The organism is Bradyrhizobium sp. HKCCYLRH3097 (assembly GCF_051167875.1).
Lineage (GTDB): Bacteria > Pseudomonadota > Alphaproteobacteria > Rhizobiales > Xanthobacteraceae > Bradyrhizobium.
Genome location: NZ_JBNPTX010000002.1, coordinates 554,647 through 576,261 on the forward strand (window position 1 = coordinate 554,647; position 21,615 = coordinate 576,261).

Annotated in this window: 20 protein-coding genes; 13 read left to right on the top strand and 7 right to left on the bottom strand. The window is 65.5% G+C overall.

Translation table 11 applies throughout. The features are described from left to right. Positions 1-65 precede the first annotated feature (65 nt). Positions 66-1,151, top strand: coding sequence for a substrate-binding domain-containing protein (locus ACQR0U_RS08230; RefSeq protein WP_315749963.1), 1,086 nt, complete (start codon positions 66-68; stop codon positions 1,149-1,151). 37 nt (positions 1,152-1,188) lie between these two features. Here the strand turns inward: ACQR0U_RS08230 and ACQR0U_RS08235 are convergent, their stop codons facing one another. Together ACQR0U_RS08235 and ndk are read right to left on the bottom strand one after the other, a co-directional pair. After that, positions 1,189-2,052 carry a TerC family protein gene (locus ACQR0U_RS08235; protein WP_434842965.1) on the bottom strand — a complete coding sequence of 288 codons (864 nt, stop codon included), beginning with the start codon at positions 2,050-2,052 and terminating at the stop codon, positions 1,189-1,191. A 79-nt stretch (positions 2,053-2,131) separates the two neighbouring features. Beyond that, complete coding sequence (gene ndk / locus ACQR0U_RS08240) at positions 2,132-2,554, bottom strand: nucleoside-diphosphate kinase (RefSeq protein ID WP_315712380.1); 423 nt, start codon at positions 2,552-2,554, stop codon at positions 2,132-2,134. A gap of 285 nt (positions 2,555-2,839) precedes the next feature. Here ndk and ACQR0U_RS08245 point away from each other — a divergent pair, with 285 nt between their 5' ends. From ACQR0U_RS08245 to ACQR0U_RS08255, 3 genes are all read left to right on the top strand, one after another. Continuing rightward, on the top strand, positions 2,840-3,109 hold the full coding sequence (locus ACQR0U_RS08245) for a sulfur globule protein precursor (protein WP_315712648.1): 270 nt from the start codon (positions 2,840-2,842) through the stop codon (positions 3,107-3,109). A 189-nt stretch (positions 3,110-3,298) separates the two neighbouring features. After that, complete coding sequence (locus tag ACQR0U_RS08250) at positions 3,299-3,490, top strand: hypothetical protein (protein WP_315712381.1); 192 nt, start codon at positions 3,299-3,301, stop codon at positions 3,488-3,490. Between the two features lie 51 nt (positions 3,491-3,541). Next, the gene (locus ACQR0U_RS08255) at positions 3,542-5,407 is read left to right on the top strand and encodes an ABC-F family ATP-binding cassette domain-containing protein (protein WP_315826797.1); all 1,866 of its coding nucleotides are present in this window, start codon (positions 3,542-3,544) and stop codon (positions 5,405-5,407) included. 131 nt (positions 5,408-5,538) lie between these two features. Here the strand turns inward: ACQR0U_RS08255 and ACQR0U_RS08260 are convergent, their stop codons facing one another. Next, positions 5,539-5,937, bottom strand: a complete 399-nt coding sequence (locus ACQR0U_RS08260) for an avidin/streptavidin family protein (RefSeq protein WP_315712383.1) — start codon at positions 5,935-5,937, stop codon at positions 5,539-5,541. A gap of 156 nt (positions 5,938-6,093) precedes the next feature. On the opposite strand from ACQR0U_RS08260, the gene ACQR0U_RS08265 reads away from it, so the two are divergent. After that, positions 6,094-6,327 (top strand): acetyl-CoA carboxylase biotin carboxyl carrier protein subunit, encoded by a 234-nt coding sequence (locus ACQR0U_RS08265; protein ID WP_315712384.1) that lies wholly within the window; start codon positions 6,094-6,096, stop codon positions 6,325-6,327. Here the strand turns inward: ACQR0U_RS08265 and ACQR0U_RS08270 are convergent. The 4 genes from ACQR0U_RS08270 to ACQR0U_RS08285 form a co-directional block, all read right to left on the bottom strand. Next, positions 6,324-7,142, bottom strand: a complete 819-nt coding sequence (locus tag ACQR0U_RS08270; RefSeq protein ID WP_315826796.1) for a phytanoyl-CoA dioxygenase family protein — start codon at positions 7,140-7,142, stop codon at positions 6,324-6,326. The two genes, ACQR0U_RS08265 and ACQR0U_RS08270, sit on opposite strands and share 4 nt — an antisense overlap. A 15-nt stretch (positions 7,143-7,157) precedes the next feature. Beyond that, the gene (locus ACQR0U_RS08275) at positions 7,158-7,652 is read right to left on the bottom strand and encodes a hypothetical protein (RefSeq protein WP_315712649.1); all 495 of its coding nucleotides are present in this window, start codon (positions 7,650-7,652) and stop codon (positions 7,158-7,160) included. 204 nt (positions 7,653-7,856) lie between these two features. Further along, positions 7,857-8,309, bottom strand: a complete 453-nt coding sequence (locus ACQR0U_RS08280; RefSeq protein ID WP_315749957.1) for a DNA polymerase III subunit chi — start codon at positions 8,307-8,309, stop codon at positions 7,857-7,859. Positions 8,310-8,318: 9 nt separating this feature from the next. Then, entirely contained in the window at positions 8,319-9,854 is a 1,536-nt protein-coding gene (locus ACQR0U_RS08285) for a leucyl aminopeptidase (protein ID WP_316192647.1), read from the bottom strand. 339 nt (positions 9,855-10,193) lie between these two features. Between ACQR0U_RS08285 and lptF the strand changes: the two genes are divergently transcribed. From lptF to ACQR0U_RS08325, 8 genes are all read left to right on the top strand, one after another. Beyond that, positions 10,194-11,363 carry an LPS export ABC transporter permease LptF gene (gene lptF, locus ACQR0U_RS08290; protein ID WP_315749956.1) on the top strand — a complete coding sequence of 390 codons (1,170 nt, stop codon included), beginning with the start codon at positions 10,194-10,196 and terminating at the stop codon, positions 11,361-11,363. Beyond that, positions 11,360-12,457 carry an LPS export ABC transporter permease LptG gene (gene lptG / locus ACQR0U_RS08295; RefSeq protein WP_315712392.1) on the top strand — a complete coding sequence of 366 codons (1,098 nt, stop codon included), beginning with the start codon at positions 11,360-11,362 and terminating at the stop codon, positions 12,455-12,457. The genes lptF and lptG overlap by 4 nt, the downstream gene beginning before the upstream one ends. Further along, a complete protein-coding gene (locus tag ACQR0U_RS08300; protein WP_315826795.1) occupies positions 12,457-14,967 on the top strand; it encodes an LPS-assembly protein LptD in 2,511 nt (836 codons plus the stop codon). Before lptG ends, ACQR0U_RS08300 begins: the two co-directional genes overlap by 1 nt. 104 nt (positions 14,968-15,071) lie before the next feature. Next, positions 15,072-16,010 carry a SurA N-terminal domain-containing protein gene (locus ACQR0U_RS08305; protein ID WP_315712396.1) on the top strand — a complete coding sequence of 313 codons (939 nt, stop codon included), beginning with the start codon at positions 15,072-15,074 and terminating at the stop codon, positions 16,008-16,010. Next, on the top strand, positions 16,010-17,011 hold the full coding sequence (gene pdxA, locus ACQR0U_RS08310) for a 4-hydroxythreonine-4-phosphate dehydrogenase PdxA (RefSeq protein WP_434842964.1): 1,002 nt from the start codon (positions 16,010-16,012) through the stop codon (positions 17,009-17,011). The genes ACQR0U_RS08305 and pdxA overlap by 1 nt, the downstream gene beginning before the upstream one ends. Then, complete coding sequence (rsmA, locus tag ACQR0U_RS08315) at positions 17,008-17,868, top strand: 16S rRNA (adenine(1518)-N(6)/adenine(1519)-N(6))-dimethyltransferase RsmA (protein ID WP_434842963.1); 861 nt, start codon at positions 17,008-17,010, stop codon at positions 17,866-17,868. Before pdxA ends, rsmA begins: the two co-directional genes overlap by 4 nt. 27 nt (positions 17,869-17,895) lie before the next feature. Then, positions 17,896-18,954, top strand: coding sequence for an alcohol dehydrogenase (locus tag ACQR0U_RS08320; RefSeq protein WP_315712400.1), 1,059 nt, complete (start codon positions 17,896-17,898; stop codon positions 18,952-18,954). A 381-nt stretch (positions 18,955-19,335) separates the two neighbouring features. Then, positions 19,336-21,603 (top strand): hypothetical protein, encoded by a 2,268-nt coding sequence (locus tag ACQR0U_RS08325; protein WP_434842962.1) that lies wholly within the window; start codon positions 19,336-19,338, stop codon positions 21,601-21,603. The last annotated feature ends 12 nt before the right edge of the window (positions 21,604-21,615 follow it).

Consider the following 21,615-nt stretch of genomic DNA (forward strand, 5'->3'; position numbering starts at 1 on the left):
GTAAATATGATATCTGTTGCCTATGGCCGGCGGTCATATGAAGCCGACTTCACAAGCGGGCACTGATGTTGCGGATCGCGATCGAACCTGTCTGGCGCTTCTACAAGGACGACGGCCCGCAGAGCATCGTCGTGATGCTCCGCGTGCTCAGTGAAATCGGGAGGACGGGTAAGATCACCAGCGCGGCCAGTGACGCGCATCTGTCCTATCGTCACGTCTGGAATCTGATCGAGCAGTGGTCTGAATTCTTCGGCGTACCGCTGGTCGAGACCCAGCGCGGCAAAGGATCGAAGCTCACGGCGTTCGGCGACAAGCTGGTCTGGGCCGGCGAGCGCATGCAGGCTCGCCTCGGCCCGCAGCTCGACAATCTGGCGCAGGAGCTGGTGACCGAGATCAAGCCATTCCTACAGCCGCATCCTGGCGTGATCCGCGTTCACGCCAGCCACGGCTTTGCGGTCGCCAAGCTGCGCGAGCTGTTGGATCGCGAGTCAGGCGTCGGGGTCGATGTCCGCTATGTCAGCAGTCAGCATTCGCTGGCCTCGCTGGCGCAAGGCGAATGCGACCTGTCGGGACTGCATCTGCCGCGCGGCGAGCTGCGTGCCCAGAACATCCAGGCCTGCCGGGATTGGCTCGATCCCAAGCAGGACTGCGTCATCAGCTTCGTGACCCGCGAGATGGGGCTGATGGTCAAGCGCGGCAATCCGCTGTCCATCCGTTCATTGGCCGATCTTGCCGACGGCAGGGCGCGCTTCGTCAATCGCGATCATGATTCCGGCACCCGCCTGTTGTTCGATCAGTTGCTCGCGTCACAAGGCATCGACGAAACCAGCATCAATGGCGCGCAGCAGATCGAGTTCACCCATGCAGCCGTCGCCGCCTATGTCGCGAGCGGCATGGCCGACGTCTGCTTCGGCGTCGAGGCAGCCGCGCGGCAGTTCGGGCTCGACTTCATCCGTATCCTCACCGAGGATTATTTCTTCGCCTGCCACAAATCGTTTCTGGAAACCGACCCGATGCGGCGGGTGCTCGAGGTGATGAAGGGCGACGAATTCCATCGCGCCGTCGCTGCCCTGCCCGGCTACCAGCCAGCCGCCACGGGATCGGTCCACACCGTCCGCGAATTCCTCGATCGGCTGGATGCGGAGTCCTGACGCCGCCCGGTCGGATGCGGCGCGTCCTGACGATCAGCTAAGGCAGATCGACGCCGCGCGCCGGCACCGGCTGCAGCTCGCTCTCGGCCTGACGCTGCAGCGCGCGGCCGCGCCAGATCGAGCCGGCGATCAGCACCACACCGGCGCCGATCAGCGACATCAGCGTCTCCATGACATCGACATGGCTCGCGAGATTGGTCTTGCCGGCGAACAGCGCCGAGGTCGCCTCGATGTTGATGAGGACGGTGCCGTCGAGCAGATGGTGCAGCATCGGCTCGATCGCGGGATCGGTCGCGATCACCTCGCCGGCCACCCAGCCGAGCAGCATCGCGCCGAGCCAGACCAGCAGCGGGACCCGATCGAGCACCAGCATGATCAGCGCGGCACCCGCGATGATCAGCGGGATGCTCATGGCAAGGCCGATGATCAGCAGCGACGCCTGGCCGTTGGCGGCCGCAGCCACCGCGATCACGTTGTCGAGGCTCATCACGAGGTCGGCGAGCGCGACGATGCGGACCGCATGCCACAGCGTCGTGCCGGCCGCGATCTCGTCGTTCTCGTCCTCGGGCACCAGCAGCTTGGCGGCGATCACGATCAGCGCCAGCCCGCCGATCAATTTCAGGTATGGCAGCGCCATCAGGGTGGCGACGATGCCGGTAAAGGCGATGCGCAGTGCGACGGCAATGCCGGAGCCGGCCACCATGCCCCAGAAGCGATGCTTGCCGTGCAGGCCGCGGCAGGCGAGCGCGATGACCAGCGCATTGTCGCCCGACAACAGCACGTTGATCCAGACGATCTTGCCGAGCGCGAGCCAGAAGCCCGGGCTCTGCAGGTCGGCCTCGAATTGAGCGAGCATATGGCCGAAGCTGGCGGAATCGGCGAGTTGCGATAGCCAGTTCACGGCCGGGCCTCTCAGATAAGTTCAGCGCAGAACACGAAGGTCGTGCGGCTGAGGAGGCCCTCAGCCGCACCAGGATCGATCAACCGACGATCTCGTTGCCGGAGAAGAACTGCGCGATCTCGATCGCTGCCGTTTCCGCCGCGTCGGAACCGTGCACCGAGTTCTCGCCGATCGACTTCGCATGCAGCTTGCGGATGGTACCGTCGGCCGCCTTCGACGGGTCGGTGGCGCCCATCACGTCGCGGTACTTCAGGATGGCGCCCTCGCCCTCCAGCACCTGGACCACGACCGGGCCGGAGATCATGAAATCGACCAGTTCGCCGAAGAATGGCCGCGCCTTGTGCACGGCATAGAAGGTCTCGGCCTGATCGCGGGTCATGCGGATGCGCTTCTGGGCCACGATCCGCAGGCCGGCCTTCTCGATCAGCGCGTTGATCGCGCCGGTGAGATTACGCTCGGTCGCGTCGGGCTTGATGATCGAAAAGGTGCGCTCAATCGCCATGATATCGTCCTTGGAGGTGCGGGATTTCGGTGAGTTGCGGGCTTATATCGACGCGATCGGCCGACGGCAAGCGACCGGGGCCCCTGCCGGAGCGCGACGCCTTACGACAATTTCACAATTCTGAACATAGTCTGAAGGCTCCGTGCCACCCGTGTTCAGCTCGAAGCTCCTAGGGTGTTGGCATCGGGCGAGGACGAGCCAGCAATACGACCGGTGGCCGCCCTCTCCCAGCCTCATCCGTCGGACAATTTCGGCGCCACCAGCGCTGTCATCCAGGAGACGATCATGTTGCGCAAACTCTCCCTCATCGCGGCGGCCACCGTTGCCCTCGGCGCAGCCGCCCTCGCCCCGACTGCCGCCTCGGCTCACTGGCATGGCGGCTGGCATGGGGGCGGTTGGCACGGAGGCTACGGCGGATGGCACCGTCCGTTCTACGGCCCGCGCTTCTTCGTCGGTGGCCCGGTCTACAGCTACGGCTATGGCGGCTGCTACGTGCGCCGCGTGGTTCCGACCCCGTGGGGACCGCGCTGGCGGTGGATCAACCGCTGCTATTGATACGAGCCTCGGCGCGGCACCCGCCCCCCGCCGCACCGAACTCGCATCGCCCCGGCGTCTCCCCCACGCCGGGGCTTTTTTTGTGCATTTTCAACCTCATTTCGGGGTCTTCCGGTCGGGAGCGGGAAACAAATCGAGCGGTCACGACTTGTTACGGCATCGTCCTGCAACTGCTCGTGGAACTCCCTCATGTCTGGCCGCACCGCCGATTTCAGCGAGGCGCTCGATCGCAAGACCAGCCGGTCGATCTGCGAGGCCGTCGGCGAACGCCTGCAACGCAGCCTGCCGCCGGACGGCTCTCGTCTGCCGGCTCAGCTTGCGGACCTGATGAACGAGTTGCGAAAGCGCGACGAGACCGGGATGAGCCTCTCCGGCCGCTGAGACCGCGACAAAGCGGTTGCCTTTGGCCGCGCGCGCGGTGACAAGGCGCGCATGCTTTCCATCACCGACATCTCCATCCGCCTCGCCGGACGGCTTCTCATCGACCAGAGCTCAGTGCAGATTCCGCCCGGCGCGCGCGTCGGACTGGTCGGCCGCAACGGCACCGGCAAGTCGACCCTGTTCAAGGCGATCCGCGGCGAACTGTCGCTGGAGACCGGCAGCATCACCGTGCCGCCGCGGTGGCGCATCGGCAGCCTGGCCCAGGAAGCCCCGAGCGGGCCCGAAAGCCTGATCGAGGTGGTTCTCCGGGCCGACCTCGAGCGGCATGCGCTGCTGCAGGAGGCCGAGACCGCCCATGACGCACACCGCATCGCCGAGATCCAGACCCGGCTCGTCGACATCGACGCGCATTCCGCCCCGGCGCGCGCGGCCGCTATTCTCAGCGGCCTTGGATTTTCCGCCGCGGATCAGGCGCGAGCCTGCGCCGAGTTCTCCGGCGGCTGGCGCATGCGGGTCGCCCTTGCGGCAACGCTGTTCGCCGCGCCCGACCTGCTCCTGCTGGACGAGCCGACCAACTATCTCGACCTCGAGGGCACGCTGTGGCTCGAGGATCATCTGGCGCATTATCCGCGCACGGTGATCGTGATCAGCCACGACCGCGATCTCCTGGAAACCTCCGTCGACCAGATCCTGCATCTCGACCGTTGCAAGCTCACGCTGTATCGCGGCAGCTACTCCTCCTACGAGGAACAGCGCGCCACCCGCGAGATGCTCGATGCCAAGGCGGTCAAGCGCCAGGAAGCGGAGCGCGCGCGGCTGCAGGCCTTCGTCGAGCGCTTCAAGGCCAAGGCCTCGAAGGCGCGCCAGGCGCAGTCCCGCGTCAAGATGCTGGAGCGGATGAAGCCGATCACCGCGCTCGTCACCCAGGACGTGCACGAGATCACCTTCCCCGCACCGGAGCGACTGCTGTCGCCGCCGATCATCGCGGTCGACAACGCCTCGGTCGGCTACGATCCCGCGCAACCGGTGCTCAACAGAGTCACCTTACGCATCGACAATGACGACCGCGTCGCATTGCTCGGCGCCAACGGCAATGGCAAGTCCACGCTGGTGAAGCTGCTCGCCGGCCGGCTCACACCGTTTTCCGGCAAGGTCACGCGCGCCGACAAGCTGTCGATCGCCTATTTCGCCCAGCACCAGCTCGATGAGCTGGACGAGACCGGATCGCCGTATAGTCACGTGCGCAAGCTGATGGGCGATGCGCCGGAATCGAAAGTGCGCGCGCGCGCCGGCGCGATCGGATTTTCCGGCAAGGCCGCCGACACGCTGGTGAAGAGCCTGTCGGGCGGCGAGAAGGCGCGGCTGCTGCTCGGGCTCGCGACCTTCTTCGGCCCCAACATGATCATCCTGGACGAGCCGACCAACCATCTCGACATCGACAGCCGCGCCGCGCTGGCCGAAGCGATCAACGAATTTCCCGGCGCCGTGATCATGGTGTCGCACGATCGCTATCTGATCGAGGCCTGCGCCGACCGCCTCTGGGTCGTCGCCGACCGCACCGTGAAGACCTATGATGGCGACCTCGATGACTACAGGCGCATGGTCTTGTCGACGCGCAGCACGCCGGCCCGCGACAACGAGCGCTCTCAGGTCGCCGAGAAGACCGAGCGGCCCCGCAGCGATAACAAGCGCAGCGGGCTGAAGCAGAAGATTGCGGCAGCCGAAGCCGAGATCGCCCGCATCACCGAGATCATCGCCAAGATCGACGGCGCGCTGTCGCTGCCCGACATCTTCACGCGCGACCCAAAGCAGGCCGCGCAATTGTCGAAGGCGCGGGCCAATGCCGCCGACGCGCTGGCGCGCGCCGAGGAGCAGTGGCTGGAAGCCAGCACGCTGCATGACGAGGCGGGGAGCTGAAGTGCCCCGAGCCTCGGATCGGCATTCGGCCGAAAGTCGCCGATAGCTCGGCTTTCAGCTGCTTCCAAGTCGAAAGCCTTCGCGGTCGGCGGCTAACACGGCTGAATGCGGGATCGGAGCGAGCGACCGGATCAATTGGTTCGCTGGAACAGGTCGGCACCCGGCAGATTGCCGAGATCACCGTTGGGCTGAATGTAGAAGAGATTCCAATTCGCCCGAAGTTGATTGCCGCCGACTTGGCCTCTCCAACGCGTGATGGAATTGCACTGGGCAAAAGTCACGACCAGCATAACGGCGCTGCCGGCGGATCTGCCGGATACCGGATAGGGAATACCCTGGCATGCGAACCCAGATGCGTTGTTGGTGAATTGCCCTCGCACCTGCCCATCGGTGACTGACCAGATCTCGAGAACCGAGCCTCGTTGATTGGTCCATCTCGACGGCGCCGGCAGGACGTCGGCACGCGCAGCAATCGACGAAACCACGACAATCATGCCTGCGAAAAGATACTTGCTGAAGAACCACTTCATGGCGCGCCTCGCTATGCCCAGAGCTAGAGGTAGCAACGATGACTACATACATCCATAAGATTGAAAGCGCCATTGTAGCAGAATCAAAATTACTCTACTTTTGGTAGCTGACGTTGATGTTTGAGGTTCGATTGAGGCGATTCAGGAGGACGAAACATGAACAAGCAGCTTTACGCTCGACTTGACGGCCTGCTCTACGACGTCTGCGTCAAGGCCGGTCAAAAGGTGAAGACCGGTGAGGTCCTCTACGTCATCGAGGCGGCCAAATCACAGCTGTCGGTGAAAGCTCCCTACTCCGGGACAATCAGTCAGGTCAGGCGCAAAGCGGGCGATACGTTGAACGCGACCGATGTCGTGATGGAGCTGGATGCGGAGGACGCGGCAGCTTAATCGTCGCCGAAGTTCGGAGTCCTCTGCAGATGGATCGGCGACGACGCGCCGTTGTAGACCGTCGCTCGATCCAGCACGCGCTCGGCCTCGGCGGACGGCCAGGATCTTTCGATCTTGGGCCGCTTTCTGTCGAAGGCGCATTGCAGCCCCTCCGGGAGATCCGACCAGAACGGCACGAAGGACAATACGATCAGGGCTCGGTCTTCGCTCGAATTGTTCGCATGGGATGCGTGAAGGAGCCTGCCGTCGCGAACGATGAGATCCCCCTTCCGAACAGCAACATCAACTTCGTCTGGCCTCGTGGAAACCAGCACGTCGTCGACATGCAGAACCCGATCGGGATGTGTCGGCCTGCCCTCGATCAATTCATGTAGATCGTTCTTGCGCCGATGACTGCCGGGAAGCACGCGCAAGCATCCGTTTGCAGCACTCGTGTCGGTCAAATAGTACATGAAATAGAGAATTGGAGGCGTGGCGCCGTAACTCACGGCGCTCGACCAGCCCCACCAATCCTGGTGCCAGTGCAGCCTCGGACACCCGGCCGGCTTGGAGATCAGAAATCCAGCAAAAAAGCGCGCATCCCGGTATCCGGCGCGCTCCAACAATTCATATTGTGCATCGAAGAGAATGATCGGCGCGAAATCGACCGAAAAGTTGACCGAGACAACAAGCCCGAGATGGGGCTCCGCTCTCGCCTCAAGACTGGCCCGAGACTTGATTCGATTGCCGGCCTCCAACAATTCGCGAGGAAGAAAATCACGGCGTACCGCATACCCGGCCTCCTCCAACTCGCGACGGAGGCCGGTTATTTGCATGGCCGCCTCCCGCCGTCAGCTCGTCCGCTTCTTCGCCTTCGGCTTCGCCACCTTCGGCGCCGGTCCCGGATCGGGCGCGCGCTCGACCGAGGTCAGGCGGCCGGAGCTGAACGTGTAGACGCCGGCGCGTGCGCCGCGCAGCCAGGTCACCGTGGCCACGCGCTCGCCGCCATTGCTCGAGATGTTGACGTTGTCGGGTGCACCGATGCCGCGCACCACGTCGCATTCGGTGTGGCCGAGTGCGACGGTGCCGCCGGCAGCCGGCGTCGCGGCGGCGGGATCATTCGCCAGCGCGTTCGCGCCCGCAGCATCGGCCGCAGGCGCCATGCCCGGGCATGCGCCTTCGGCGCTCACAAGATCCTCAGCCGTGACCGGCTTGTCCGGCGTCAGCGGCGGCGCGTCGATCGAGATGTTTCTGATGAACAGGCGCTGCGGCCGGTTGAACCACTCAGCGTCCTTGGACAGGAAATCGGGCGTGCTCGAGCATCCGGCGACGACCGGGGCAAGCACAAGGAACGCCAGAGCGCGCGTCAGCTGTTTGGTGTGGTCTCGCACGATGAACCTTGCTGAATTGCAACCTGTGGACACTCTAACGTGTTGTCCCAACATCACTTTGCGGCACGTTCGTGACTTTGCCAACGCTCTGCCGGTAAATCGGCAGATTATCATTAATCACGCGGCGCTGCCATCATCGGCGCTTCACGGGCCTCCGTATCATTGGCGGCGCTGCCAGCGCCCCCGCTCATCCGCCTGCCAGTAGGTGACCTCGAATCCCCGCGATTTGCAATCGGTCCACGCCGATCTCGCAGCCGCGAGCGCGTCCGCATCATCGCCGTTGAACACGAGCACCATGCGCTCGTAGCTGTGCGAGTCCGATGGCAGCGCCGCGTTATCCACCAGGAAACGGACGTTCGCGCCGTTGGGATTGCTTTCTTCCACCGCGAGCACGATCGGCTGGTCGGCCACATCGGCCACCCGCCAGGTGGCGTGCGGCAGAAACGAATCGTCGCGATAGGTCCACAGATGCGCATCGAGCGCATCCGCGCGCTCCTCCGATGTCGACTGCACCACGACGCGCCAACCGCGCTCGAGCGACTTCTCGAGCAGCGGCGGCAGCACGCCTTCCACGGTCATGTTCTGCAGGTGGTAGAACAGGACTTCGGTCATCGCCCCGCGTCACGCCTTGCCGCCGGATTTGGCTTCGGCTTTGGTGTCGGATCTGGATTCGTAGGAGTCCCACACCAGCCGATCGAGCAGCCGGACGCCATAGCCCGATCCCCAGCTCTGGTTGATCTCCGATTTCGGCGCGCCCATCGCGGTGCCGGCGATGTCGAGATGCGCCCACGGCGTGTCGTTGACGAAGCGCTGCAGGAATTGCGCGGCGGTGATCGAGCCGCCATGGCGTCCGCCGGTATTCTTCATGTCGGCGAACTGCGAATCGATCAGCTTGTCGTATTCGTGGCCGAGCGGCATGCGCCACACCTTCTCACCCGTCTCCTGCCCCGCCTTGAACAGCTTGTCGGCGAGATCATCATTGTTGGTGAAGAGACCGGCATGCTCGGTGCCGAGCGCGACCATGATCGCGCCGGTCAAGGTCGCCAGGTCGATCATGAATTTCGGCTTGAACTTGGTCGCGACGTACCACAGCACGTCGGCGAGCACGAGGCGGCCCTCCGCATCGGTGTTGATGATCTCGATGGTCTGGCCCGACATCGAGGTGACGATGTCGCCCGGACGCTGGGCGTTGCCGTCCGGCATGTTCTCGACCAGGCCGATGGCGCCGATCACGTTGGCCTTGGCCTTGCGTGCGGCGAGTGCATGCATCAGGCCGACCACGCAGGCCGCGCCGCCCATGTCGCCCTTCATGTCCTCCATCGAGCCGGCCGGCTTGATCGAGATGCCGCCGGTATCGAAGCACACGCCCTTGCCGATGAAGGCGACCGGCTGCTCGCCGCGCTTGCCGCCATTGTAGTGCATCACGACGGTGCGGCTCGGCCGTGCCGAGCCCTGGCCGACGCCGAGCAGCGCGCCCATGCCGAGTTTCTTCATCGCGGGCACGTCGAGGATCTCGACGGTGACGCCGAGCTTGCGCAAGGCGGCAGCGCGTTTGGCGAACTCTTCCGGGTAGAGCACGTTCGGCGGCTCGTTGACGAGATCGCGCGCCAGTATCACCCCGTCGGTCACGTGGGATCGCGGCGCGAAGGCCTTCTTGGCCGCCGCGACGTCCGCCACGGCGATCGAGACATTGGCGCTGACGGCGCCCTCCTCGTCCTTCTTCTTGGTCTTGTAACGGTCGAACCGATAGGCCCGCAGCCGGATCCCGGCGGCCAGCGAGCTGACCTGATCCGGCAACAGCGGTCCCGAAGGCAGCTCGGCGAGCACCGCCACCGCTTCAGTTCCGGCGTTCAGCTTTCCGGCTAAAGTCCCGCCGTATTTGAGGAAATCCTTGTCCTTGAGGTCCGAGCCCTTGCCGATGCCGATGACGATCAAGCGCTGAATCTTGATTCCCTCAGGAGCCAGCAGATCCAACACCGCGCCATCCTTGCCCTTGAACCGGGCTGCCCCGGCCGCGCGCTTGATCAGGTCCGAGGCCCCCCCGAGCGCCTTCTCGGTCGCAGCTCCAAGACGCAGGGTGTCATCGCAGAACGCCACCACGATGCCACGCGGGGCGGTCGACAGCGGGACGAAGCCGACCTTGACGGCGTCGGACATCAAGCAATCCTCCAAATTTCGACGTGATGAGCCGCCACGTCCGGCCGAAAACCTCAAGGGCCAGACGCGGATGGCGGCAGTTCGGAACCCAACTTGACAGCAGTATGGCCTGCCCGGACCGCGGCTGCCAAGCGCCGCGTGGCGGGCCAGTCACAATCATGAAATTTTGACCGTATTTTCGGGGCGCCACGCCACAGCCATTTTGTCGACGGATCAACGAGATGGTAATGATATTCACTGCTCTTGGAACGTCACGGCGACAGCGGCCTTGGGGGACCCGTTTCAAGGGGGGCTGCAGCGCTCGTTCCGGGACTGCTGATTGGGGATCGAGCGCAGACGATGGGGTCCATCGACAGGTACATCTTTCGCACGACGCTGGCGTCGTTCGCGCTGGTGTTGGTCAGCCTCACCGGCGTGATCTGGATTACGCAGGCGTTGCGCGGCATCGACCTGATGACCAGCCAGGGCCAGACGATCCTGACCTTCCTTGGCATCACCGGGCTCGTGATTCCCTCCCTGCTCGGCGTCATCGCGCCGATCGCGCTGATGATCGCGGTCTCGCACACGCTGAACAAGCTGGCGACCGATTCGGAGATCATCGTCATGAACGCCGCCGGCATGTCGCCGATCCGGCTGTTCGTGCCGTTCGCCTATGCCACCTGCGCGGTAGCCGTGCTGGTGACGGTGATCGCCGCCTTCTTCGCCCCCGATGGCCTGCGCCGGATCAAGCAGTGGGATGCCGAGATCACCGCCGACGTGCTCGCCAACATCCTACAGCCCGGGCGGTTCGCGCAGCTCGACCAGAACCTGACCATCCGGATCCGCGAGCGCCAGCCCGGCGGTGAGCTGTCCGGCATCCTGATCGACGACCGCCGCGACCCCAAGGAGCGAATCACGATCATCGCCGAGAAGGGCACCGTCGTGAAGAATGCCGACGGCTCGTTCCTGGTGCTGGAGGACGGCAATCTGGAACGCTTCGAGCTCGGCAAGCGCGAGCCGGCGATGGTCGCGTTCGCCCGCTACGCCTTCGACATGTCGAAGTTTTCGAACCAGGGCCGCGACGTCACGCTCGGCATCCGCGAGCGCTATCTGTGGGAACTGATGGCGCCCGCCGAAAACGATCCGATCTACAAGCAGATCCCGGGACAATTCCGCCAGGAATTGCACGACCGCTTCCTGGCGCCGATCTATCCGTTCGCCTTCGCTGCCCTCACCTTCGCATTCCTGGGCGCGCCGCGGACCACACGCCAGAGCCGCAACTTCTCGTTCGGCAGCGCCATTCTCGCCGTGTTCGGCGTCCGCATGGCGGGCTTCGCCTGCTCGGTCATGACCGTGAAGACGCCGATGGCGGCGCTGGTGCAGTACCTCATGCTGTTCGGCGTGCTCGGCCTCAGCATCTGGATCATCATCGGCGGCGTGGTGGTCGAGCCGCCGGCGCGGCTGATGGAAGCCATCAACCGCTCGAACGCGCGGATCGCACGCCTGTTCGGAAGGCCGGCCACCGCATGAGCATGGTCACCAACACGCTCGGGCGCTATTTCGCCGGCCGCTTCCTGGTCTCGGCGGTCGGCGTGTTCGCGAGCATCTTCATCCTGCTCGTGCTCGTCGACTACATCGAGATGGTGCGCAAGACCTCCGGGCTCGCCTCGGCCTCGGCGCTGATGGTGGCGGAGACGTCGCTGTTCCGGGTGCCGCAATTGCTCGAGAAGATGATGCCGTTCTGCGTCCTGATCGGCGCCATGACCTGCTATCTCGCGCTGTCGCGCCGACTCGAACTCGTGGTGGCGCGCGCGGCCGGGGTCTCCGCCTGGCAGTTCATCGCGCCGGCGCTGGCAAGCGCCATCGTGCTCGGGCTAATGGCGACGACCCTCTACAACCCGATGTCGGCAAATCTGCGCGAGCTCTCCAAGCGCATGGAGGCCGAGCTGTTCGGCGCCGCCCCGGGCGGCGGCGTGCAGGACGCGGCCGGCTTCTGGCTCAACCAGATCAACCCCGACGGCTCGGTCATCATCAATGCCGCGCGCAGCGAGCAGCAGGGCGTCCGCCTGACCGGACTGACCCTGTTCCGTTTTGATACGGACAAGCACTTCAAGGAACGAATCGAAGCGCGCGAGGCGACCCTGGAAGAAGGCCGGTGGGTCTTCCGGTCCGTGCGCCGATTCTCCCTCGATGCGCCGCCGGTCGACGAACCGACGTACATTCTTCCGACCAGCCTGACGCCGGCACAGGTCCGAAACAGCTTCTCCACCCCCGAAACTGTGTCGTTTTGGCAACTTCCGACATACATCCGCTCGTCGGAGAGCTCGGGCTTCGCGACCGCGGGGTACAAACTGCAGTATCATAAGCTGATCGCGCAGCCGTTTTTGCTGGCTGCGATGGTCATGCTGGCTGCGTCCGTGTCGCTCAGGTTCTTCCGAATGGGTGGCGTACAGAAAATGGTTTTGAGTGGCGTGGGCGCCGGGTTTCTGCTCTACGTTCTGTCGAAAGTAACTGAAGATTTGAGCAAGGCTGAGTTGATGAATCCGATCGCTGCGGCGTGGCTGCCGGTGTTCGTCGGCGGCCTCACCGGCTTCATGGCCTTGCTCTACCAGGAGGACGGCTAGTGTCGTTCGTTGCCGTCCGTCAGACAGCGCTCGCCGCGCTTCGGCAGCATGCCGTTGCGCGCGTCGGTTGCGCGCGCGTGCGTCGCGCCGGGTCTGGCGTACTTGGATTCGTTATGGCCTGCGGGCTCGGCCTGATGGTCGCTGCTGCGATCGCGGTCGTGGCGCCGACCCCTGCCGTGGCGCAGGGCTTCACCTACAATCCGCGCCCGCCCAAGGCGCCGCCGCCGCGCGTCGCCAACGACAACCAGATGCTGGTGCAGGCGACCGAGGTCGATTACGACTACAACAACTCGCGCGTGTCGGCGGTCGGCAACGTGCAACTGTTCTACAACGGCACCTCGGTCGAGGCCGACCGGGTGATCTACGACCAGAAGACCAAGCGCCTGCATGCGGAAGGCAACATCCGCATGACCGACGCCGACGGCAAGATCACCTACGCCAACAGCCTCGATCTGTCGGACGACTATCGTGACGGCTTCGTCGATTCGCTGCGCGTCGAGACCGAGGATCAGACGCGGATGGCGGCGACCCGCGCCGACCGCTCCAAGGGCAATTACACCGTCTTCGAGAACGGCGTGTACACCGCCTGCGCGCCGTGCAAGGACGATCCGAAGAAGCCGCCGCTGTGGCAGGTCAAGGGTGCGCGCATCATCCACGACCAGACCGAGAAGATGCTGTATTTCGAGAACGCCCAGCTCGAATTCTTCGGCGTTCCCCTGGCCTACATCCCCTACTTCTCGACGCCCGATCCGACCGTGAAGCGCAAGAGCGGCTTCCTGATGCCCGGCGTCACCCAGACCGGCGGCTACGGCTTCGGCGTCGACATCCCCTATTACTGGGCGATCGCGCCGGATTACGACGCGACCTTCACGCCGCGCATCACCTCCAAGCAGGGCGTGCTGCTGCAGACCGAGTTCCGCCAGCGCCTCAGCAATGGCGGCTATCAGGTGCGCCTGTACGGCATCGATCAGCTCGACCGCAACGCCTTCGCCGGCCAGCCGGGCGACCGCCAGTTCCGCGGCGGCGTCGACACCAAGGGCCAGTTCGCGCTCAACGACAAGTGGGTCTGGGGCTGGGACGGCATCCTGCTGTCCGACTACATGTTCCTGTCGGATTACCGGCTGGCGCAGTACCGCGACCCGTTCAACTCGTTCATGAGCCTGCCGACCGAGGCGATCTCGCAGCTGTATTTGACCGGCGTTGGCAGCCGCAGCTTCTTCGACGTCAGGGCGATCCACTATCTGAGCTTCTCGGGCAACCAGCAGACCGTGCCGGTGGTCTATCCGGTGCTGGATTACTCGAACGTGCTGAACTATCCCGTGTTCGGCGGCGAGTTCAGCTACAAGACCAACTTCGTCAATCTGAGCCGCCAGACGGCGGTGTTCGATCCGATCACCACCACGGCCAACACCAACGGCCTGTGCACGACGACATCGGCTGACCCGCTTGCGCGCCTGCCGACGCAGTGCCTGCTGCGCGCCACGCCCGGCACCTACACCCGCCTGACTGCGCAGGCGGAGTGGCGGCGGTCGTTCACGGATCCCTACGGCCAGATCTGGACGCCGTTCGCGATCCTGCGCGCGGATGCGATCAACGCCAACGTCTCGAACCAGCCGGGTGTGGGCAACTTCCTGCAGACCGGCGACACCCAGGCGCTGCGGCTGATGCCGACGGTCGGCCTGGAATATCGCTACCCGTTCATCAACGTTCAGCCGTGGGGCACGACGACGATCGAGCCGATCGCGCAAGTGATCATCCGGCCGAACGAGACCTATGCCGGCCGGCTGCCGAACGAGGACGCCCAGAGCATGGTGTTCGACGCCAGCAACCTGTTCAGCGTCGACAAGTTCTCCGGCTACGACCGCGTCGAGGGCGGCGGGCGCGCCAATGTCGGCGTCCAGGCGACCACGCAGTTCGACCGCGGCGGCACCATCAACGTGCTGTTCGGCCAGTCCTATCACCTGTTCGGGATGAACTCGTTCGCGGTGCAGGACGCCAACAACACCGCCATCGGCTCCGGCCTGGACAAGAACGTCTCGGACTACGTGGCGCGGGTCGACTACTCGCCGAACCGCACTTACACGTTCAGCATGCGCAGCCGGTTCGACCAGCAGACCCTGAACATCCAGCGCTTCGAGGCGGAAGCCAAGGCGAACTTCGACCGCTGGTCGGTGGCCCTGACCTACGGCAACTATGCTGCCGATCCGGCGATCGGTTACCTCACCCGTCGTGAGGGCATCCTGGGCAGCGGCTCGGTCAAGGTGGCACCGAACTGGGTCGTGACGGGCGCCGCGCGGTGGGACCTCGCTGCCAACAAGATCAACCAGTATGTGATCGGCGCGGGCTATGTGGACGACTGTTTCGTGCTGGCCGCCAACTATGTAACGTCGTATAACTATACGGCAGGCACCACTCCACCCGTTCTGAGCCATGCCTATATGCTCCAGATCGGGCTTCGGACGCTTGCCACGACCTCGTCGACGGGAACCGGGGCTGGCGGCCTTCAGTAGTGCGCGCCAGTCTCCGACGGGCCGCTCCGTGGGGTTCGAAAGTCCCTCGTCGGGAGCCGTGGCGCGGCTTCCAGTTGGATCAATAGCGACAGCGAAGCTTGGTCATGACGATCGCGTTCTCTCCTCGCCTTCGGGCCCTGGCCATCTGCACTCTTGCCGCACTCGCCTGCGGCATCGGAACGATGTCGGCTCGCGCCCAGAGCATCGTCGTCATGGTCAATGGCGATCCCATCACCGACTATGACATCGAGCAGCGCACCAAGCTGAACTTCCTGAGCACGCGCAAGCATCAGTCCCGCCAGGAGATCATCGACGAGCTGATCGACGACAAGGTGAAAATCAAGGAAGGCAAGAAGTTCGGCGTCGAGCCGACCGCCTCCGACGTCGACCAATCGTTTGCTGGCATGGGCTCTCGCATGAGACTCAACCCGGAACAGTTGACCAAATCGCTGGAGAGCCAGGGCGTGCGGCCGGAGACGCTGAAGGCCCGCATCAAGGCCGAGATCGTCTGGAGCAGCCTGGTGCGCGGCCGCTACAAGGAGCGCCTGCTCGTCTCCGACAAGGACGTCGCCGCGGCTGTCGCCGCCGCCGGCGGCGACGGCGATCAGCAGGGCCAGGCGTTCGAGTACAAGATGCAGCCGATCGTGCTGATCGTGTCGAACTCCTCGAACCAGGGCTTGATGGAAGCACGTCACAAGGAGGCGGAGGCGCTGCGCTCACGGGTGCAGACCTGCGCCGAAGCCAACAACATCTTCAAGACGACGGCGAACGCGGTCATCAAGGAAATCGTCGTCAAGACGTCCGCCGACATTCCGCCGAATCTGCGCAAGCTGCTCGATGACACACCGATCGGCCACCTGACACCGCCGGAAGCGACGCGGCAGGGCATTCAGATGGTGGCGCTCTGCTCGCGGACTCCGACCACGATCGACACGCCGAAGAAGCGCGAGATCAAGGAGCAGATGTACACCAAGAAATACGAGGCCACCTCCAAGGCCTATCTGCAGGAAGTCCGCAAGGCGGCGATGATCGAATATCGCTGATGACGAAGCCGCTCGCGCTGACCCTGGGGGAACCGGCAGGCATCGGCCCCGACATCACCCTGCAGGCGTGGCTGCGCCGCACCGAGCTCGGCCTCCCCGCCTTCTACGTGCGCGGTGATCCTGCCTTCCTGGCTCAGCGCGCCAAGCTGCTCGACCTCCCCGTCACCGTGGACGAGGTTCGTCCCGAACAAGCGGCGCAGGCGTTTGCGACCGCGCTGCCCGTGGTCCCCACCGGGCACGCCGTGACGGCCCTGCCGGGCCGCCCGGACATGACGAGTGCCGAGGCGGCCATCGGCTCGATCCGGGAGGCCGTGGCCGACGTGAGGGCCGGACGCGCCAGCGCCGTCGTGACCAACCCGATCGCCAAGGCCGTGCTCTACCGTGCCGGCTTCTCGCATCCCGGCCATACCGAATTTCTCGCCGAGCTCGCCGCGGATGGTGGAGCCACGCCACAGCCGGTCATGATGCTGTGGTCGCCTGTTCTCGCCGTGGTGCCCGTGACGATCCACGTCGCGTTGCGCGATGCGATCGACCAGCTGACGAGCCCGCTGATCACGTCGACGACGCGAATCGTCGCGGCGAGCCTGCGCCGCTATTTCGGCGTATCGCGGCCGCGCATTGCGATGTCGGGCCTCAATCCGCATGCGGGCGAGGACGGCACGCTCGGCACCGAAGAGGACACGATCATCGCGCCCGCGATCGCAACCTTGCGCAATGCCGGCCTCGACGTGCAGGGACCGCTGCCGGCAGACACGATGTTTCATGAAGCCGCGCGCAAGACCTATGACTGCGCCATCTGCATGTACCACGATCAGGCACTGATCCCGATCAAGACGCTGGCGTTCGACGACGGCGTCAACGTGACGCTCGGCCTGCCCTTCATCCGCACCTCGCCCGACCACGGCACGGCGTTCGACATTGCCGGCAAGGGCACCGCCAATCCGGCGAGCCTGATCGCGGCGCTCGAGCTCGCGGCGCGCATGGCCAGCCAGTCGTCATGAGCGCGATCGACGACCTCCCGCCGCTGCGCGAGGTCATTCGCGATCATCAGCTGTCGGCGCGCAAGGCGCTCGGCCAGAACTTCCTGCTCGATCTCAATCTCACCGCCCGGATCGCGCGCGCCGCCGGCCCGCTGGAGGACTCCACCGTGGTGGAGATCGGCCCCGGTCCGGGAGGTCTGACGCGGGCGCTGCTCGCGCTCGGCGCGCGCCACGTGATCGCGGTCGAGCACGACGAGCGCGCGATCCCGGCGCTGCAGGCGATCGCCGCGCGCTATCCGGGGCGGCTCGAAATCGTCTGCACCGACGCCCGGACCTTCGACGTCCGTCCCTACCTCGGCAGCACCAAGGCGAAGATCGTCGCCAACCTGCCCTACAACATCGCGACGCACCTCCTGATCGGCTGGCTTTCCGCAGAGCCGTGGCCGCCCTGGTACGACATGATGGTGCTGATGTTTCAGCGCGAGGTCGCCGAGCGCATCGTCGCGCGCGAGAACGAGGACGCCTATGGCCGGCTCGGCGTGCTCGCCAACTGGCGCTGCGAGACCAAGATCCTGTTCGACATCTCGCCATCCGCCTTCGTGCCGCCGCCGAAGGTCACGTCGTCCGTGGTGCGGCTGGTGCCGCGCCCGTCGCCCGAACCCTGCGACCGCCGCGCGCTCGAGCAGGTCGCCGCCGCCGCCTTCGGCCAGCGCCGCAAGATGCTGCGGCAGAGCCTGAAGTCGCTGCCGGCGGATCCCGCGCGGCTCGCGGCCGCCGCAGGCGTCGATCCCACCCGCCGCGCCGAGACCATTCCGGTGTCGGGCTTTGTTGCCATGGCCCGCGAATTGACCAATAGTCGCGACGCGAACAAGTCTTAATCAACAAGCATTTCAGGGAGTTTCATCATGGCGTTGATGCGCCGTCAGTCGCTCGTCAAGTTCGACGCACCGCTGTGCGAAACCATCGTCGAGACGCCGAAGCCGCAAGGCCGGGAAGTTCTGGTTCGCATCGAGCGCTGCGGCCTGTGCCACTCCGACCTGCATATCCAGGACGGCTATGCCGATCTCGGCGGCGGCAAGCGCCTGGACACCACGCGCGGCATGACCCTCCCCTTCACGCTCGGACACGAGATTGCCGGCGTCGTCGATGAGGTCGGACCCGACGTGCCGAAGGAACTGATCGGCGCGCGCCGCGCAGTGTTTCCGTGGATCGGCTGCGGCCAATGCCGCGACTGCGCCAATGGCGACGAGAATTTGTGCGCCAAGCAGCGCTTCCTCGGCGTCTCGATTGACGGCGGCTTCGCCACCCACGTGCTGGTGCCGGATGCGAAGTATCTGCTGGAATACGATCCGCTGCCGGTCAATCAGGCCGCGACGCTGATGTGCTCCGGCGTAACGGCCTATGGCGCGCTCAAGCGCCTCGTGGATCGGCCGCGCCAGCGCAATCTGCTGCTGATCGGACTCGGCGGCGTCGGCATGATGGGCCTGTCGTTCGCGCAGGCGATGTTCAAGCAACCGATCTCGGTGGCCGACCTCTCGGCGGCCGCGCGCGAGACCGCGCTGAAGAATGGCGCCGCGACGGCCTACGATCCGGCCGAGCCGGATGTGATCAAGCGCATCCTCAAGGAGACCGAGGGCGGCTTCGACGAGGTCGTCGACTTCGCCGGCAACGAGAAGTCGATGGCCTTTGCGGTGTCCGTCGTTGCACGCGGCGGCAAGATCGTCGTCTCCGGACTGATGGGCGGCCAGTTCACCCTGCCGATGGTTCAATGGGTGTACAAGCGCATGACCATCGAGGGCTTCATGGTCGGCACGCTGACTGAGGCGCACGAGTTGATGGCGCTCGCGCGCGCCGGCAAGATCAAGCCGCCGCCGATGCGCGAGGAGCCGATGGCTGACGTACAGAAGTGGATCGATGCACTGCGCGCCGGCCATGTGGTCGGACGTGTGGTGCTGACGAACTGATCCCTCGTCCGTTGCGACATCGCACGCGGCGGCGGTGCTGCACCGCTGCCGCCGTGGCCAATCATTTGTCCACAAACGTAGAGGTTGTCGGCGCCGCGCCTCGGATCCCTGAGGGTGAAAAGTCAGGTCCATCTTCACGGATGTGACCGATTTGGCGCGCTAGCGCGGCCAAAATCGAGGCGGGATGCGGATCCTTTTGTGGGAAAAAAGCCGCACTCGGGCACGAAAGGATCGCGACAGAATTAATCCGGAATTGCGGCTCATTGCCACCCAACTTCTCTCCGAGAACGCGCCGTTGCGTAAGCGTATCCGGAGTCTTCAATGGCAAGCCGAACGGCAGGAGTTGCGTTTGCCATTGCAGCCGGAATCGCCGGCACCGTCGTGCTCGTGCTGCCGCGCGTCGTGTTGGCGGCGGAGGAATGTCTGACCGAGCCGACGGGAGAGAAGTCTGACGCGCAACGCTGGTACTATCGTTTCGATCGTGGCACCAATCGGCGTTGCTGGTATCTGAAAGACGCCAACGGCAATACCCGTGACGCCGCGGCACCGATGCGGGCCGCGCAGCAGCCGACTCCCTGGGACTTCGCCCAGCCCGCTCCACCCAAACTGACGCCGAGACGCACCGATGGCCCAGTCGCTCGCACCAGCGACGCCCTCGCCGAAGCGCCGCAGCCGCGGCTGCGTGCCGATCTCGCCGTGCGGGGCACGCCGAAGCCGCAGAATCTCGCCACGCCGACGACGCTGACGGCATCGGACACCAGCCTGCCGCGCAGCCTCGATAGCTCGCCCTGGCCCTCTGCCCCGCCGCAACAGGCGGACCCGATCGCCGCCGATGCGCCACCACCGGCAATGGCCGACGACGGCAATGCGGAGCCGGACGCGAATGCGGCGCCGACTGCCGACGGGCCGATCATCGCACCCAAGCCGAGCAAGCCCGAAGCGCCCATCCACGTGCTCATGCTCGTGGTCATCGGTGCACTCGCGATTTCAGGACTGCTGGCCAGCGCGCTCTATCGGCTCAGCCGGATGGGGCGGCGGCAACGGCGCAACGGCAGCTGGCACGCGGACGCAGTACGGATGCGCCGTAGTCGCATCAAACCACGCTCCAAGGCGCCGCAGGGCGGGATGCGTGCGAGCCGCGGCAGCATGCCGGCGGCACCATCCCATCCAGGCGGCGGCCGCGGCTCCCAGCCGGCTTCGGCGCTCGACCTCGCCAGCGCGCGGCTGTCCGCTTCAACGGACCAGATCGACCCCCGTGCGCAGCGACCGGCGCCGTCTCCCCAGCATCAGGATCACCCGGCCGTGGCCGCACGCCGACGCGACCGGGACGCGGCTGCGGAGATGCAACGATCACAATCCACCGACGCAGTATGGCAGGCGGTCGATGAGTTGGTGGATCGCGCAGCAGTGCGCCGGGCCGAGCCTTCCGGGGCACAGATCGCTGCGACCAACGCGCCGCCGTCGCCGGTTGCCGCAACTGCCGCATCGCCTGCTGCTCCGGCGCAGGCACAACTGACGGCTGCCCAGATGGCCGCCGCGCAGGCCGCTGCCGCCAAGATTGCAGCAGCCCAGGCGAGCGCCGCCGCTGCAGCCGCCTCGCCGCGCTCGCCGACCTATGCGGCACCGACCGCGCCCGCCGAGCCCTGGCCGGCGGCGCAGCGGGTTGAACCAGCGAATCCCACCCGCATCCAGGCAGCCGCAGCAATGCCGCCAGCCGCCCCGCCACCGGCGCAAGCTGCCGCGACCGCCGCCCCACCTGCCCCTGTCGACGTCAGCGAAATCGTGTCGGCGCTGCGCAAGGCCCGAAGCAGCGATGTCACGTCCCCCTCTGCCGGCGCTCCGATCGACGCCGCCAAGGTGATTGCCGCGCTGCTGGTGTCGCGCGCGGCCAAGCGGCACGCCACGCAACCCGGCGAGGCTAGCGATGATCCGGCTGCAGCGGCCCTCGCTGAGACGGCTCCGCCAACGCAGGCGGACGCTGCACCCCGGACCACGCAGGCGTCGCAACACCTGACGAACCATCCGCGTGGCGGCCAGCCCGTCGCTCAGCCCGTTCCCGGGACGCCCGATCGGCCTGCCTCCCCGCGCGCGCCGTCAACGGCGCCAGCCGATCCAGCGGCCGCACTGATCGAGACGCTTCGCGCGCATGCGGCACGACAACCGGCCCCTCAGCCTGACGATGACATCGCCGTGGGCGGACCCGCGATGATGTCGGAAGCCCCTGCCGCCGAAGACGATGAGCTCGACGATCCTGCGGCGGCGCTGATCAACCTTCTGCAGTCGCGCTTTTCATTGCCCGAAGACGAGCTGGAGGCAGAGCCGCAGCAGGAGGAGTTCTCCGTCGAGGCTCAGCAGGACGTCGTGCACATGCATGATGATCCCGCGGCCCGACTGATGAGTCTCCTGGAATCGCGGTCGTCGATCCCCGCCGCGCTACCTATCGACAGACCGCAGGCGCAGCAGCAGCCACAGCGCCCGTCGCAGCAGCGTCCCCTGTTCGTGCCGACGCCGTTCGAGGATCCGGCGACCCCGCCGCTCGACTTCATTCCGCGGCCTCCGGCGCTGCGGCCGCGGCCGCGCAACATTCAGCAGGATGATGAGCTCGACGGCATCCAGGACATCCTGGCGCGCCTCGGCCGGCGGGCGTAGACGGAAGGCGTT